Source organism: Bradyrhizobium ganzhouense, assembly GCF_049949285.1.
GTDB lineage: Bacteria > Pseudomonadota > Alphaproteobacteria > Rhizobiales > Xanthobacteraceae > Bradyrhizobium > Bradyrhizobium ganzhouense.
This window is the reverse complement of record NZ_CP181318.1, coordinates 2,826,267-2,842,330: the sequence shown is the minus strand read 5'-3', so window position 1 is coordinate 2,842,330 and position 16,064 is coordinate 2,826,267. Positions and strand designations below refer to the sequence as shown.

Genomic DNA, 16,064 nt, shown 5'->3' with positions numbered 1-16,064 from the left:
CGGAGACCGCAACTACAAAACGGAGCCCTTCGCGGCGCTCGGCGTCGCTGCCACACTCCCCTCCGCCAAATGCCTGCCGGCGATATACCCGAACGTGAGCGCCGGTCCGAGCGTGATGCCCGGGCCCGGATAGTTGCCGTTCATGATCGAGCCCATGTCGTTGCCGCAGGCGTAAAGGCCCGCGATCGGCGTGCCGTCCTCGCGCAGCACGCGCGCCTGCGCGTCGACCTTCATGCCGATGGCGGTGCCGAGATCGGCCGGATAGATGCGCATCGCGAAGAAAGGGCCGCGAAGGATCGGCGCGACACAAGGATTGGGCTTGTGGCTGAAGTCACCGAGGTGCCGCTGATAGATGGTGCTACCGCGGCCGAATTCGGGATCGCGCCCCTCCTTGGCACCATCATTATAGGCCGCGATCGTTGCCGTAAGCACGGCCGGCTTGACGCCGATCTTGGCTGCGAGCTCTGCGATGTCAGGCGACTCGATCAACTCCCCACTTGCCACATAACGTCGCACACTGCGTGTGAACGGCTTGATGCGACCGAGGCCATAGCTCCACAGGAACTGACGGTCGCAGATCAAATAGAACGGCCGATCCGGCTCGCCATGGCCGTCGCGCAGCATGGCAAGCACAAACTCATGGTAGGACAACGCCTCATTGACGAAACGCCGCCCCGCCGCATTCACCGCGATCACGCCGGGCTTGGCACGGTCGGTCACTGTGTGCGGGAAAACACCACGACTTCCATCGTCGCGCCGGAACAGCGAGGCCGGCACCCAATAGGCCGGGCTCGTCGCCTCGGTGTTGAGCGCGGCGCCGCTTGCGGTCGCAAGGCGAAGCCCGTCGCCGGTGCCTGCCGTGTTAGTGGCCGACACGAAGCCGGCCGCCGCAGGGAAGAGGCGTTTGCGCAATGTCGCATCGTGCGAGAAGCCGCCGGTCGCGAGCACCACGCCGCGGCGCGCGGCGATCAAACGGTCGCGTGAGCCATGGCGTATGACCACGCCACTGACACGATCGCCCTGCATCGACAAGTCCTCGACATCGGCGCTGAAGAGGATTTCAACCTGCCGCGCCAGCAGCGAGGCGTAAAGCCGCGCGGCGAGCGCATTGCCGAGATGCAGCGTCGTGCCGCGCGGCCAGCGCAGCCGCTGCAGCGCGTACTCCGAGGCCAGTCGCGCCGCGCGCAAGGTCGAGCGCAATGATTTCCCGACCCGGCGCAGATGCGGGATGTCGAGGCGATTGACCATCATGCCGCCGAACAGCGTGAACTCCGGCAGCGGCGCACGCAGCCGGGCAAAATTCGCGCCCAGCCGTGTGCCGTCGAAGACAACCGGCTCGAGCACGCGCCCGCCCGGCGTCGCACCCAGCCGCTCCGGATAATAGTCGGGATAGGCGTTCACCGGCTTCAGGCGAACTTCCGTGTTGGCTTCGAGCCAGGCGACCGCCTCCGGCCCGCGCGCGAGGAAGGCGGCACGCAGTCCGGCGTTCGCCGGCTCAGGCACCGTGCTCGACAGATAGCGGACGGCATCCGTGACGCTGTCGGAGAGCCCCGCCTCTTTCATCTTGGCATTGGCAGGGATCCAGACCATGCCGCCAGACCACGCGGTGGTGCCGCCGACAAAGGCGGTCTTCTCGATCACCAGCACGCGCAGCCCTTCGGCAGCGGCCACGGCCGCGGCCGTCATGCCACCGGCGCCAGCGCCGATGACAATGACGTCGTAGGTTTCGTGCGCCGGCATCATGCGGCAAGGCGTCGTGAACGAGGCATGCCATTGTCATACCGCGTTCGGACAAGGTCAGGCGATAGCGACTTGCTCGCCGCCCCTTCATGTTAATGTCGTTAACACATAACATAACTACTTTAGCTGTCCCACAACTGGGGCGACCGGGGCGCAGGTTCTCTCACCCTCAGCGTTCAACTAATTCGCAGGCTGCAGCGGAGCTGATCCGCCGCGGCGCCGCAGCGACGTGTCCAGCGCGATCCGCTGGGGAGGAGAAGACCATGACTGCCACGCTGACGACCCTGGTGAGCTTCGACGGGACTAACGGCAGCGGTCCGTGGGACGGGAAGCTGATCTTTGATAATAACGGCGACCTGTTCGGCACGACTGACAGCGGCGGGGCGAATAACCGTGGGACCGTGTTCGAGATCGCCAAGACCGCCGACGGCTATGCCAGCGTCCCTACCGTCCTGGTCAGCTTCAACTCCAGCAATGGCGCCTACCCGTACGGCAGCCTGGTCGCCGACGCCAACGGCAACCTGTTCGGCACGACATCCGCGAACGGGGCGGGTGGTTCCGGGACCGTGTTCGAGATCGCCAAGACCGACGGCGGCTATGCCAGCGCTCCCACCTCGCTGGTCAACTTCAACTACAGCAATGGCGCCCAGCCGTCCAACCTGATCGCCGACGCCAACGGCAACCTGTTCGGTACGACAGTCTCCGGCACGGCGAATGGTTATGGGACCGTGTTCGAGATTGCCAAAACCGACACCGGCTATACCAACGCCCCCACCACGCTGGTCGACTTCAACTACAGCAATGGCGCCGTTCCGATGGGCAGCCTGATCGCCGATGCCAATGGCAACCTGTTCGGTACGACCGCGGGTGGCGGGGCGAGCGGCTATGGGACTGTGTTCGAGATCGCCAAGACCGCCAAGGGTTATGCCAGCGCTCCCACCATCCTGGCCAGCTTCACCTCCAGTAACGGCGGCAGCCCGCAAGGCGGCCTGGTCGCCGATGCCAACGGCAACCTGTTCGGCACGACAACCTATGGCGGGGCGAATGGTTATGGGACTGTGTTCGAAATCGCCAAGACCGCCAATGGCTATGCCAGCGCCCCCACCACCCTGGCCAGCTTCAACTCCAGCAATGGCGCCAACCCGGTCGATAGCCTGATCATCGATGCCAACGGCGACCTGTTCGGCACGACAAACTACGGCGGTGCGAACAACCTAGGCACGGTGTTCGAGATCGCCAAGACCGGCAGCGGCTATGCTAGCGCCCCCAACACGCTGATCAGCTTCACGTCCAGCAACGGCGCGTACCCGCAAGGCAGCCTGATCGCCGACGCCAACGGCAACCTGTTCGGCACGACCTCATCCGGCGGGGCGTCCAATAAGGGCACGGTGTTCGAGATCACCGGGAGCGGTTTTGTTGTCGCCCCTCTCACGCTGACGATCACGGGTATTTCCCCTGACAACGGAGCGAGCGCGAGCGATGGTCTGACCAACGCGCCCACGGTGGCCGTCAACGGCACGATCGACGTTGCAGACGCCGGGCAGACGATATCGGTCTATGACGGTGCGACGCTGGTCGGCACGACGACGGCGACGGCCGATGGCCATTGGAGCCTCGCCGGCGTGACGCTGGCGCAGGGCGCCAACAGCCTGACCGCGCAGGCGACCAATGGCGCGGGAACGGCAAACGCGCCCGTCTTCACCGCGACGCTCGAGACGACGCCTCCTCAACTCGTGTCAATTAGCGCATCACCAACCTCCGGAGCGGAGCATCTCGGCCAAAAGATCAAGCTCACTCTCTCGTTCAGCGAGGCCATTCAGGTTTCGGGTGGCACGCCGACGCTGACCTTGAACGACGGAGGTGTAGCAACCTATGACGCGGCCGCGACCGCGGCCCTCGGGGATCCGACCAAGCTCGCCTTCAGTTACACGGTCGGCGCTTCCGACACGCCGGTCGACGCCCTTGCGGTCGTGGACCACAATTTGAACGGCGCGACCATCACGGATCTTGCCGGCAATGCGCCTGATTACAGCGGTCTCTCTGCAAGTCTTACCGGCCTGTCGGTGCGGCCGACCACCGTCACGGCCGTGCTTGCGTCGCCAGCGAGCGGCTCCGAGTTGATTGGCCAGACCATCACGCTGACGCTGGTGTTCAACCAGGGTGTGACCGTGTCGGGCGGTACACCGACATTCACGCTCAACAATGGCGGGACGGCGGTCTATGATGCGGCTGCAACCGCGGCGCTGGGCGATCCGACCAAAATGGTCTTCAGCTACACGGTCGCAGCGTCGGATCCGCCGGTGAATGGTCTTGCGATCGTGCGCGGCGACCAGAACGGCGCCGTCATCGTCGATGCCGCCGGACATAATCCGGACTTCACGGCCGCGTTCACCAGTTTCCCGGCTATCCAGCTCCCGTCGGGTGCGGCGGTCGTTTCCATGGTCGCGTCATCCGCCAACGGCGTCGAGCATGCCGGCGATACCCTGACATTCACGATCGGCATGGACCGCGCCGTGACGGTCTCGGGGGGAACGCCGACGCTCAAGCTCAGCAACAACGGAACGGCGACCTACGACGCTGCAGCCACCGCAGCGCTCGGTGATCCAACCAAGCTCGTCTTCAGCTACGCGGTCACGGCGTCGGACGAGTCGGTGAACGGCCTCTACGTCACATTCGGCAGCCGGAACGGCGCCGCGATCCTGGACGCGTCGGGCTTGTCCTCCGATTTCTCGGGAGCGTCGGCGAATTTCCCCGGTATTCAGATCGACGCGTTTCCGTCGGTGACGGTGACGTCCCTCGTTGCCTCACCCGCGAGCGGGACCGAGCACGGCGGTGACACCATCGTGTTCACGATGACCATGAGTGGGTCCGTCACAGTCTCGGGCGGCACCCCGACGCTCACGCTCAGCAACGGCGGGACAGCGGCCTATGACGCAGCCGCGACCGCTGCCCTCGGCGATCCCGCTAAACTGGTGTTCAGCTACACCGTCGGGACATCGAACCTGCCGGCGAACGGGCTGTCCGTCGTGCGCGGCGACCAGAACGGCGCAATCGTCCAGGATACGGCGGGGCACACACCGAACTTCTCGGGAGCCTTCACGAATTTCCCTGACATTGCGATTGCGCTGCCACCGACTGCGGTGATGTCCATGGTTGCCTCGGCGCCGAGGCCGATCGAATTTGCCGGCGGCACGGTGACGTTGACGATGACAATGAACCGCGCCGTGACGGTCACGGGCGGAACGCCGACGCTGACGCTCAACAACGGAGGGACGGCCACCTATGACGCGGCCGCAACCGCGGCGCTGGGTGATCCGACCAAGCTGGTGTTCAAATATACGATCTCGGCGTCCGATCTCTCCGCTCCGCAAGGCCTTGCGGTCGTGAGAGGCGATACGAATGGCGCGAACATCCTGGATGCGTCGGGTCAGGGGCCCGATTTTTCCGGCGCCTTCACGAATTTTCCCAGCGTCGAAGTTTCGACGCCGGCGACGACGATAACCTCGTTCGTGGCCTCGCCTTCGAGCGGGACCGAGCTGCCCGGCGACGTCATCACGCTGACCATGACCATGAGCCGGGCTGTGACGGTCACCGGCGGCGCGCCGACCCTGACGCTCAATGATGGCGGGATCGCTACCTATGACGCCGCCGCGACCTCGGCGCTAAGCGATCCGACCAAGCTGGTGTTCAAATACACGGTCAGTGCCGACTATAACGCGCACAACGTGGACTCGCTCGCGGTCGTCGGGGGCGCCCAGAACGGCGCAGTCATCGTGGACGGTAACGGGAAGGGACCGGATTTCTCCGCCATGACGACGCCCTTCGCGAATCTCGCAGTGAAGATCGGCATCGACCTCGCCAGTATCGCGTTCGGTCCGAGCACCACGCTCGGTTACGCCGCCAATCAGGACAACAGCGGCGGGCTGCTCACAGTGAGCGACGGGACCCACAGTTCCGCCATCACCCTGCTGGGCCAGTACGCCGCGGCGGACTTCCATGCGTGGAGCGATTTCCAAGGCGGCACGCTCATCACCGATCCTGGGCTGACGGGTGCCGCGGTCGCGACGTTCCTGGCGTCGTCGCACACCTAGGAACACGCTGGTTCCGGGAAGCCACCACTGGCTTTCCGGACCAGGGGTTAGCGCTGCGGCTTCCGCTCAATGGGATCGATGTCGAACCCGCGCAGGCGGCCGAGCCGCAGCACGTCCATGGCCAGCCGCCGGCCGATCCGGTCGCGATCGAGCACCCGGATCAGATCGTCGACGCCGTTGATCTCGACGCCATCCAGCCTGATCACGACGTCGCCAGGCAACAGCCCCGCCTTCGCCGCTGGTCCATCCGGCTCGATCTGGGCGAGCAGCGCGCCCATCTTGTTCTCGATGCCGGCCAGCACCGCATGCCGCCGCGGGACCGGCGCGGTCTGTCCGGCGACGCCGATGAAGGCGCGGCGGACATAGCCGTGGCGGATGATCTCCGACAGCACGAACTGCGCGGTGTTGCTGGCGACCGCGAAGCAGATGCCTTGCGCGCCGCTGATGATGGCGGTGTTGATGCCGATCACCTCCGCATTCGATGACACCAGCGGCCCGCCGGAATTGCCGGGATTGAGCGCGGCATCGGTCTGGATCACGTCCTCGATGGTGCGTCCGCTGACCGAGCGGATCGAGCGTCCCAGCGCCGAGACGACGCCGGCGGTGACGGTCGATTCAAAACCAAGCGGATTGCCGATCGCGATCACGAGCTGGCCGCGCCGCAAGGTCTTTGAATTGCCAAGCGCGGCATAGGGCAAGTCGCGTACGCCATTGGCGCGCAGCAGCGCCAAGTCGGTGTCAGGATCGACGCCAAGCACCCTTGCGTCGCCGACATTGCCCTCGACATCCCGCAGCCGGATCTCCTTGGAGGCGCCGACCACATGGCTGTTGGTGAGGACGAGGCCGTCCGGCGAGATCACGATGCCCGAGCCCAGCCCGCCGCGCTCGCGGCCGTTCGGCACTTTCGGCCCGGTCTCGACGCGCACGACGGCGGGACCGACGCGGTCGGTCACGTCGATCACGGCATTGGAATAGGCATCCAGCACGGCCCGGTCATTGTCCGGGACAGCCGCCGCCGTTCGCGATGACGATCCGTCATCGGCGATGTCTGAGGTCAAATCCAACATGGCAAGAGTCCTTGAGGCTCACACAGATGGTGGCCTGTTCCCTCTCGCGCAAGTGGCCTGCCCGGGGCGCAAGGCTGGACTGCCAGCGCTTGACTACCCAAGTGGCTAGGGCGCTCGTCGCAACGTACCGGACCTGGACCTGACCGGATCGAGCAGCGACCAGTCGCCATCCGGGAGCACATAGCCTTTGGGGAACGGCGCACGCAGCTCGAGCCCAAGCGAACGCAGCACGCGGTCGTCGCGGTAGTAGCATTGCAGCACCACGCGAACGAGCGTTGCCGCGGCCGCGCCGCCGGAGCTACGAAACTCCTGCGCCACGGCATCGCGCCTGGCGGCATCGAGCTCGGCGAGCGGCTGGCCCGCGAGCAACGCCAAATGGTCGAGCGCTGCCACGACCAGTTTGGTGTCGCGGCCGAGCGTCGCAAGGATATCGGCCTGGATCGCGGGGTCGTCGGCGCCGGGCACCTTGTACTCGTCGCTGGCGGGAACGATCATCGCGGCAATGGTGCGAAGATCGCTGCATTGGGCGCGCGTGAGCTGAAGACTTGCGGACATGACGGCCTCAATCGAACAAATTGGCGAGGCGGCTCTTCATCTGGTCGGCGATGTAAAGCGCGAGGGCCTGGATGGTGGACGTCGGGTTCACGCCGCCCGACGTGACGAAGATGCTGCCGTCGACGATGAACAGGTTCTTTACGTCATGCGTGCGGCCCCATTCGTTGACGACGGAGCGCTTGGGGTCGGTGCCCATCCGCGCGGTGCCGAGCAGATGCCAGCCGCCCCACGGGATCGGCGAGTTGACGCAGATGTCGGTCGCGCCCGCTGTCTCGAGGATCTCCCGGCCGCGGGCGAGCGCATGATCCATCATCTTCCGGCTGTTCTCGGAGATCGTGTAGTCGATCTTCGGCGCGGGGATGCCGTGGCTATCCTTCAGCACGGGATCCAGCGTGACCTGGTTGTGCTCCTCCGGCAGATCCTCGCAGATTGCGGAGAAGCCGAGCCGATGGCCGTTGAGCTTGCGGAAGACGCGGTGATGATCCGCGCCCCAGGGCAGAATGCCCTTCTGCTCGCTGACGACAGCCTCGAACACCGGCCCTGCCCCACGCACGAACTGGACGCCATACCCGCGCACAAAGCCGCGCGAGAGGTCCGTGTCATACCACTCCTTGCTCCACAGGCAGGTCGGCGGCGCGCGGTTGCTGTCGGTCGGCTCCTTCACGTAACCGTAGATCTGTGCATAGGGATGGAACATCAAATTCTTGCCGACGAGGCCCGACGAATTGGCGAGGCCATTCGGGAAACGATCGGATTTCGAGTTCAGCAGCAGCCGCGGCGTGCCGACGCCGTTGCAGGCGATGATGACGACATGCGCCGGCTGGAATTGCTCGACACCGTCCTTGTCGTAATAGACCACGCCCGTGGCCATGCCGTTCTCGTCGGTCGTGATCTCGCGTACCCGGCAATGGGTGCGCAGCTCGACGCCGGCGCGGACCGCCTGCGGCCAATAGGTGATGTCGGTCGAGGATTTTGCGCCTTGCGCGCAGGCCGGCGTACAATGGCCGAGATTGATGCAGCGGGCGCGGCCCTCGTAGTCTGTGGTCGCGACCGTCGTATCCGACGGCCACCAGTGCCAGCCGAGCTTGTTCATAGCCTTGCCGATGATTGCGCCTGACAATCCCATCGGCTGTTGCGGCATCGGCGGATGCGTCAGAGGCGAGAGCGGATCGCCAGACAGGCCGGACGTGCCCATGATCCGGTCGTTCTCTTCGAAGAACGGGGTCAGCGCGTCGTAATCGATCGGCCAGTCGTCGGCGACGCCGTCCAGCGTCTTCACCTTGAAATCGGAGGGATGCAGCCGCGGCCAGTGCGCGGTGTACATCACCGTCGAGCCACCGACGGCATTATAGTTGACGACCTTGATCGGCGAATTGTCATCGTTGATCGGATAGTCCTCGGGCCGGCCGCGAACATTAGGGCTCGACGACCACTCGCCGTAGAACTTGGCTTCCCAATCGCGGCCCGTGCTGGGATATTCCGCCGGGTTCATCCAGGCGCCCTGCTCCAGGCAGAGAATGTGCATCTTGGTCTCGGCCAGCGACCACGCCACCGCGGCGCCCGAAGCGCCGGCGCCGATGATCAGGACGTCCACGGGGTCTTTCATCGAAAAGTCTTCCTCCCGCCCTCGCCGCTTCCCGGGCGATTCGGCCATCGCGGTTCACAAGGCCGGCAAACGATAGGGGCAGACCGGCCGGCGAGTAAAGGCTGGCCCGCGAATGTCGCACTTCGCACAGCGCAGACCATTGGTATCGTCCCATCCGGATGCTAGGAACGAGGGGCAAGAGCAATCGATAGCGAGAAATTATGTCCGTCGAGAATTCATTTGTCGCCGCCCGCGCCTTCGCGCTTGTCTTGTTTCTCGCTCTGTCCGGATTTCTGGGGACCTCCAACCCCGCCACCGCGCTGACCGCGGCTGCGACGGTCCGGGACGCCAATTCGATCCAGCTCGGCGACGTCACCTACCGGCTCGACGGCGTCGACGCGCCCGAGCTGGACCAGGTCTGCATCGACGACCACGCCGATCCCTGGACCTGCGGCATCGAGGCCCGCGACCAGCTCACCAAGCTGATCGGCGGAAAGTCCGTGCGTTGCGACGATGTCGGGCCAGAGAAGAATTTTGGCAAGCGCCACCGCGCGATCTGCACGGTCGAGGGCGACAAGGTCTCGTTGAACGAGCAGCTGGTGAAGCTGGGCTTTGCCATCGCGCGAGAGCCCCTCAAGGCCAACGTCAAGCCGGCGGCCGCCGAGGCCAAGACAGCGTCAGCCGGCATCTGGAAGGGCTGCTTTGTTGCACCGCAGGAATTCCGCACCGGGAAGAAGGACGGCTCCCTGCTCGGCGCCGCCTGCCGCGCCGACCGCGACAAGGAGATTCGCGCGGTGCTGTTTCCGGAGGAGCTGACGGCGCCGCCGAGCTGCGCCATCAAGGGCAAGCTCGCGGTGCGCGCGCGCGTCACCGGAAATATCGGCATCTATCATCTGCGGGGCTGCCCGAGCTACGCCGCGACCACCAGGCCGGACCGCTGGTTCTGCTCGGAGGACGACGCGCAGGCCTCAGGCTTCCGCAAGGCCTACAATTGCCGCCGGCCAAAGTGAACAGATGGTTCACGCAGCCGTGAGTGGTAGCCGGAGACAGTATTGATCCGGAATTGAACTCCGTCGCGAGTTGCTACACCTATATGTGTACGCAAGCGCTTTGCGCGAGCGTTTCCTTGGCGGCAATCCGGCTTCGGTCGATTGCTTTGCTCGGGCGTTTCCTCCCTAGACTTGGGCCGCTTGTCACAACAAGCGGCTCTTCTTTTTTGCGCAACGCTAGCTGTGCATCCGAATGAACTGATCCATCGGCGGCATGTTCTGGTTGAGATGCGACATGATCCAGACGGTTCCGCCTACCACCAGGAACACGACCAGAAGCCCGAAGGCCAGCGCCAGCACGTTGTTGGTGTTGTCCGGGCCCGTGGTGATGTGCAGGAAGAACACCAGATGCACGCCCATCTGCGCGATCGCGAGCACGACCAGCGCGACGGGGATCGAAGGCTGCCACACTAGATTGGTGCCGGCGATGAAGAACGATGTGGCCGTGAGCAGCAGCGCGAGGCCAAGGCCCACGACGTAGCCGACGATCCGGGCGCCGACACTGTGTTGCTCCTCCTCGCCCGGTGCGAGATCGCGTTCGACCGGAATATGCGCTTGATCGCTCATACGCCACTCCCAAGCAGGTACACGACGGAAAAGACACCGACCCAGATGATGTCGAGCGCGTGCCAGAACAGCGCAAAGCACATCATCCGGCGCAGGACATCGGCGCGAAAGCCCTTGGCGAAGACCTGGGCCATCATGGTGAGCAGCCAGAGCACGCCAGCCGACACATGCAGGCCGTGACACCCGACCAGCGAGAAGAACGCAGTCAGGAACGCGCTGCGCGATGGACCGTAGCCGCGCGAAACGAGATCGGCGAATTCGCGGAACTCGATGGCCAGGAAGATGAGGCCGAGCACGCAGGTCACGGCCATGCCGAGATAGAACCAGAACCGGTTGCGGACGTCGGCCGCGATGCTGGCCATGCCGCAGGTGAAACTCGAGAGCAGCAGGCAAACCGTCTCGATCGCGACGTTCCGCTGCTCGAAGATCTCCGAACCCTTTGGGCCGTCGGCGGTCTGGCTCACCAGCACCGCATAGGCCGCAAAGAAGCAGGAGAACATCACGATGTCGGAGAGCAGGAAGACCCAGAAGCCGTAGGCGGTCACGGTCCGCTTCGGCGCAGGTCCGGGATGCTCGACGACGAGCCCGATGTGATGGGGATCGGCGTGGGCGCGGCCGACGGTCGCGGTCATCGACATCAGCTCGCTCCCGCCATGCTGACGAGGCTGCGCCGTTCCTCGAGATTGACGCGGTCGATCGCGGCGACCTCCGCGGCCGGAATGACGTATTCGTCATGGTCGCGCCAGGCGAACACGACGAAGGTCGCGAACGCGCCGATACCGCCCAGGATCACCATCCACCAGATGTGCCAGATCAGCGCAAAGCCCATGATGGTGGCGAAGAACGCGCAGACGAACCCTGTCGGCGAGTTCCTGGGCATCTCGATGTCGTGATACTCAGGCGCGGTGTGATCGAACGATTGCTGCTGGGCGGCGACCTTCATGTCCCAATAGGCATCCTCGCCGCGGACGTCGGGATGAAAGGCGAAGTTGAACACCGGCGGCGGCGATGAGGTCGCCCATTCCAGCGAGCGGCCGTCCCAGGGATCGCCGGTGCGATCGCGCAAGGCCTCGCGATTGCGGATGCTGACCACGAGCTGCATGATCTGGCAGACGACGCCGATCGACAGCACGGCCATGCCGAGCGCCGCGACGATCATCCACGGCCGCCACTCCGCGACATCATAGTGCTGCATGCGCCGCGTCATGCCGAGCATGCCGGCGACATAGAGCGGCACGAAGGTGATGTAGAAGCCCGTGAACGTGAACCAGAACGCCCGCTTGCCCCAGCGCTCGTCGAGGCGGAAGCCGAACGCCTTGGGAAACCAGTATTCGAAGCCGGCAAAGGCGCCGAACAGCACGCCGCCGATGATGACGTTGTGGAAATGCGCCACCAGGAACATGCTGTTGTGGAGCATGAAGTCGGCGGGCGGCACCGCGACCAGCACGCCGGTCAAGCCACCGATGATGAAGGTGACCATGAAGCCGACCGCCCACAGCATCGGCGTCGCAAAGCGGATGCGGCCGCCATACATCGTGAACAGCCAGTTGTAGATCTTCACCCCCGTCGGCACCGCGATAATCATGCTGGCGATTCCGAAGATGGCGTTGACGTCAGGGCCCGCCCCCATCGTGAAGAAATGGTGCAGCCAGACCATGAAAGAGATGACGCAGATCGCCATGGTGGCGAGTACCATTGAGCGGTAACCGAACAGCGCCTTGCCGGAGAAGGTCGAGACCACCTCGGAGAAGATGCCGAAGGCAGGTAGCACGAGGATATAGACCTCGGGATGTCCCCAGGCCCAGATGAGGTTCATAAACATCATCATGTTGCCGCCGGCTTCGTTGGTGAAGAAGTGGAAGCCGAGATAGCGGTCGAGCAGCAGCATCGCGAGCGTGGCCGTGAGGATCGGGAAGGCCGCGACGATCAGCAGGTTCGAGGCCAGCGTGGTCCAGCAGAACATCGGCATGCGCAAATAGTTCATGCCCTTGGTGCGCAACTTCAGCACGGTGGTGACGAGATTGATTCCGGCCACCAGCGTGCCGACGCCGGAGATCTGGAGCGACCAGGCGTAGTAGTCGACACCGACGCCGGGCGAGTAGGTCAATTCAGACAGCGGCGGAAAGGCGAGCCAGCCGGTGCGCGCGAACTCGCCGACCACGAGCGAGATATTGACCAGCAGCGCGCCGGTCGCGGTCAGCCAGAACCCGACGGAGTTGAGCGTAGGGAAAGCGACGTCGCGCACCCCAAGCTGAAGCGGCACGACGAGATTCATCAGCCCGATCACGAACGGCATCGCCGTGAAGAAGATCATGATGGTGCCGTGCGCTGAGAAGATCTGGTTGTAATGCTCCGGCGGGAGGTAGCCCTGCGACTGGTAGGCGATCGCCTGCTGGATCCGCATCATGATCGCATCGCTGCCGCCGCGCAGCAGCATCACCGAAGCCAGCAGGATATACATCACGCCGATGCGCTTGTGGTCGACGCTGGTGATCCATTCGTGCCAGAGATAAGGCAGATGCCCTTTCACCACGACCCAGATCAGCACCGCCAGGATCGCCACCAGCACCACGGCGCCTGCGACGAGCGGTATAGGCTGGCCGAACGGGATCGCCGACCAATCGAGCTTACCGAGCATCATGGCCTCCACTGTGCGGACGGCCGGCATCGGAGACGAGCTCCGGCCCCGGCCCCGGCGGAATGTGCTGGGTCGCGATCAGGTCGAACAGGCGCGGGTCCTCGAGCCGATAGGTCGGCCTACCCCTCTCGACGCCCTGCTGCATCAGTTTCTTGTAGCTCTCCTCGTTCAGCACGGCACCGGACTTCGCGGTGGCCGCGACCCAATCGGGAAAGGCAAGCGGCGAGATCACGTTGACGTCGAACATCATCTCGGGAAAGCCGTCGCCGGAGAAATGCGCCGACAGTCCCTGAAGCTTGGCCTCGTTGTCGGCGCGCAGGTTCAGCCGCGTCACCATCCCGTTCATGGTGTAGATCATGCTGCCGAGCTGCGGGATGAAGAACACGTTCATCACGCTCGACGATGTCAGCCGGAAATTCAGTTCTGCGCCTGCCGGCACCGTCAGCGTGTTGACGGTGGCGATGCGCTGGTCCGGATAGATGAAGAGCCATTTCCAGTCGAGCGAGACGGCCTGGATACGCACCGGACTGCCCGTACCCGGCACCGGCGCGGCGGGATCGAGCTGGTGCGAGCCGATCCAGGCGACGCCGCCGAGCAGGATCACGGTGAGCGCGGGGATCGCCCACACCACCATCTCGATGCGGCCCGAATAGACGAAGTCGGGCTGGAAGCGTGCCTTCGGATTGGAGGCGCGAAACCAGAACGCAAAAGCCAGGATCGCGAAAATGGTTGGCACCACGATCGCGAGCATGATGGCGACGGAATCGACCAGGATGGTGCTGTTGGCGGCAGCCACCGGCCCTTGTGGATTGAGCAGATTCATCGGCAAAGCCAATGGCGATTGGGAAACCCCGAGGGGAAGCGTAGCGCCAAAAACTCCCCGCCACAAACGCAGTTGTGTGAAGAGGGTTCCACACCATCGCCACTCAGCCGCAGCTCGTCTCGTCCGCCGGCATGCAATTCCGTGCGATGTCAATGACATCCGCGCGGGACGCGCGGCCTTCTCACCTTGACGCTCCATTGCTAGTTTGCACAAAAATATCGGGATGAAACGACATGCAGGAGCCGCAGGCGAAGGCATCGGCAACGGCCGCGCTGCAGCAATTGGCCCGCGCCCCGCGAGCCAGGGCTCCCGTGCTCGAGACCGAAGGCACCGGCTGGGACGTCGGCTATGCCGTCAAATTCCTGCTCAGCAATTTTGCGCGCTACATCACCGGCCAGGTGCTGGTGGTCGATGGCGGCGTGACGCTGCAAGCGCCCCAACTTGATTCACAAGAGCACTGAAAGGAACACCACGGATGGCCCGCCTGCCCTATCTCGAGGCCGACCAGGTCGCGCCTGAATATCGCGACATGCTCAAGCGCAACACCAATCTGCACAAGCTGCTGGTCAACTCGCCGGAGATGGCGCGCGCCTTCAACGGTATCGGCGGCTACATCCGCTTCAAGAGCAAGCTCGACCCGCGGCTGCGGGAGCTGGCGATCCTCCAGGTCGGCTGGATGGAGAAATCGGAATACGAGTTCACCCACCACGTGAAAATCGGCAAGGAGTTCGGCGTCACCGACGAGGACATCGCCGCCCTGATGGCGGAGACCGTGGGCAAGCCCTCGAAGCTGGAGCCGCTTGCAAAAGCGATCCTGAAAGGCGCCCGGGAGATGGTGCGCGAGCTTGCCATGTCGGACGCAACCTTCGCCGAGATCAAGCAGACTCTCTCCGACGAGCACATGGTCGACCTCGTGCTAACCATCGCGTTCTATTGCGGCGTGGTGCGCGTGCTCGCTACCATGAAGATCGACAACGAGCCCTATTACAAAGAGGTACTCCAGCAGTACCCGATCCCCGGAGTGAACTGACATGCGCCTGAAGGACAAGATTGCGATCGTCGTAGGCGCCGGCCAGAGCCCCGGCGAAGGCATGGGCAATGGCCGCGCCACCGCGCTGACCTTTGCGCGCGAAGGCGCGAAGGTGCTGTGCGTCGACCATCATCTGGAATCGGCGCAGGAAACCGTCGCGATGATTACGGCGAAGCACGGAACCGCCGCGGCGTTCAGTGCCGACGTGACGAAGTCTGCCGACATCAAGGCGATGGTGGCGGACGCGCATTCGCGCTGGGGCCGGATCGACGTGCTGCACAACAATGTCGGCGTCAGCCTGTCCGGCGGCGATGCCGAGCTGCTGGAGATCACCGAGGAGGCGTTCGACCGCGTCGTCGCCATCAATCTGAAGAGCTGCATTCTGGCGGCCAAGGAAGTGATCCCGATCATGCGCGCGCAGAACAGCGGCGCCATCATCAACATCTCGTCGATGGCGGCGATCACCACCTATCCTTACGTCGCCTACAAGGCGACGAAATCGGCGATGATCGCTTTCACCGAACAGCTCGCCTACCAGAACGCCGAATACGGCATTCGCGCCAACGTCATCCTGCCCGGCCTGATGAACACGCCGATGGCCGTCGACACCCGCGCCCGCGAATGGCACAAGACCCGCGCCGAAGTCGAAGCCGAACGCGACAGCAAGGTGCCGCTACGCAAGAAGATGGGCACGGGATGGGACGTCGCCAACGCCGCGCTGTTCCTGGCCTCGGACGAGGCGAATTTCATTACGGGCGTGACGCTGCCGGTGGACGGCGGAGCGAGTGTGCGGCGGGGGTAGGTCGAAGCGAGCACGGCCTTTCTTCCTTCTCCCCTTGCGGGAGAAGGTGGCGCGAAGCGCCGGATGAGGGGTTCTGTCGGCGAACTCATAGCGAGATGGACTCGCGGATAGAACCCC

The 16,064-nt window shown here is 64.3% G+C and carries 13 protein-coding genes; 5 read left to right on the top strand and 8 right to left on the bottom strand.

Annotation, left to right across the window (positions count from 1 at the left end; translation table 11 throughout):
- Positions 1 to 12 precede the first annotated feature (12 nt).
- Positions 13 to 1,743, bottom strand: coding sequence for an FAD-dependent oxidoreductase (locus ACLFLU_RS13055; protein WP_426412587.1), 1,731 nt, complete (start codon positions 1,741 to 1,743; stop codon positions 13 to 15).
- Between the two features lie 260 nt (positions 1,744 to 2,003).
- On the opposite strand from ACLFLU_RS13055, the gene ACLFLU_RS13050 reads away from it, so the two are divergent.
- Positions 2,004 to 5,831 (top strand): beta strand repeat-containing protein, encoded by a 3,828-nt coding sequence (locus ACLFLU_RS13050; RefSeq protein WP_426412586.1) that lies wholly within the window; start codon positions 2,004 to 2,006, stop codon positions 5,829 to 5,831.
- Positions 5,832 to 5,878: 47 nt separating this feature from the next.
- Here the strand turns inward: ACLFLU_RS13050 and ACLFLU_RS13045 are convergent, their stop codons facing one another.
- The 3 genes from ACLFLU_RS13045 to ACLFLU_RS13035 all read right to left on the bottom strand — a co-directional run bounded on the left by ACLFLU_RS13045 (position 5,879) and on the right by ACLFLU_RS13035 (position 9,059).
- The gene (locus tag ACLFLU_RS13045) at positions 5,879 to 6,898 is read right to left on the bottom strand and encodes a S1C family serine protease (RefSeq protein ID WP_426412585.1); all 1,020 of its coding nucleotides are present in this window, start codon (positions 6,896 to 6,898) and stop codon (positions 5,879 to 5,881) included.
- A gap of 105 nt (positions 6,899 to 7,003) precedes the next feature.
- Positions 7,004 to 7,453, bottom strand: coding sequence for a hypothetical protein (locus ACLFLU_RS13040; RefSeq protein WP_426412584.1), 450 nt, complete (start codon positions 7,451 to 7,453; stop codon positions 7,004 to 7,006).
- Between the two features lie 7 nt (positions 7,454 to 7,460).
- A complete protein-coding gene (locus ACLFLU_RS13035; RefSeq protein WP_426412583.1) occupies positions 7,461 to 9,059 on the bottom strand; it encodes a GMC family oxidoreductase in 1,599 nt (532 codons plus the stop codon).
- 200 nt (positions 9,060 to 9,259) lie between these two features.
- On the opposite strand from ACLFLU_RS13035, the gene ACLFLU_RS13030 reads away from it, so the two are divergent.
- Positions 9,260 to 10,048 carry a thermonuclease family protein gene (locus ACLFLU_RS13030; protein ID WP_426412582.1) on the top strand — a complete coding sequence of 263 codons (789 nt, stop codon included), beginning with the start codon at positions 9,260 to 9,262 and terminating at the stop codon, positions 10,046 to 10,048.
- Positions 10,049 to 10,264: 216 nt separating this feature from the next.
- On the opposite strand, the gene cyoD is transcribed toward ACLFLU_RS13030, so the two are convergent.
- From cyoD to ACLFLU_RS13010, 4 genes are read right to left on the bottom strand one after another with little or no spacing between them, the layout of a single operon-like run.
- Complete coding sequence (gene cyoD, locus ACLFLU_RS13025) at positions 10,265 to 10,654, bottom strand: cytochrome o ubiquinol oxidase subunit IV (protein ID WP_426412581.1); 390 nt, start codon at positions 10,652 to 10,654, stop codon at positions 10,265 to 10,267.
- Positions 10,651 to 11,292, bottom strand: a complete 642-nt coding sequence (locus tag ACLFLU_RS13020) for a cytochrome (ubi)quinol oxidase subunit III (RefSeq protein ID WP_426412580.1) — start codon at positions 11,290 to 11,292, stop codon at positions 10,651 to 10,653. Before ACLFLU_RS13020 ends, cyoD begins: the two co-directional genes overlap by 4 nt.
- Positions 11,292 to 13,292, bottom strand: a complete 2,001-nt coding sequence (gene cyoB, locus ACLFLU_RS13015) for a cytochrome o ubiquinol oxidase subunit I (RefSeq protein WP_426413977.1) — start codon at positions 13,290 to 13,292, stop codon at positions 11,292 to 11,294. Before cyoB ends, ACLFLU_RS13020 begins: the two co-directional genes overlap by 1 nt.
- The gene (locus ACLFLU_RS13010; RefSeq protein WP_426412579.1) at positions 13,282 to 14,115 is read right to left on the bottom strand and encodes a cytochrome ubiquinol oxidase subunit II; all 834 of its coding nucleotides are present in this window, start codon (positions 14,113 to 14,115) and stop codon (positions 13,282 to 13,284) included. The genes cyoB and ACLFLU_RS13010 overlap by 11 nt, the downstream gene beginning before the upstream one ends.
- A gap of 233 nt (positions 14,116 to 14,348) precedes the next feature.
- On the opposite strand from ACLFLU_RS13010, the gene ACLFLU_RS13005 reads away from it, so the two are divergent.
- From ACLFLU_RS13005 to ACLFLU_RS12995, 3 genes are read left to right on the top strand one after another with little or no spacing between them, the layout of a single operon-like run.
- Positions 14,349 to 14,576 (top strand): SDR family oxidoreductase, encoded by a 228-nt coding sequence (locus ACLFLU_RS13005; RefSeq protein WP_426412578.1) that lies wholly within the window; start codon positions 14,349 to 14,351, stop codon positions 14,574 to 14,576.
- Between the two features lie 14 nt (positions 14,577 to 14,590).
- Positions 14,591 to 15,145 carry a carboxymuconolactone decarboxylase family protein gene (locus tag ACLFLU_RS13000; protein WP_426412577.1) on the top strand — a complete coding sequence of 185 codons (555 nt, stop codon included), beginning with the start codon at positions 14,591 to 14,593 and terminating at the stop codon, positions 15,143 to 15,145.
- Between the two features lies 1 nt (position 15,146).
- Entirely contained in the window at positions 15,147 to 15,947 is an 801-nt protein-coding gene (locus tag ACLFLU_RS12995; RefSeq protein WP_426412576.1) for an SDR family NAD(P)-dependent oxidoreductase, read from the top strand.
- Positions 15,948 to 16,064: the final 117 nt, after the last annotated feature.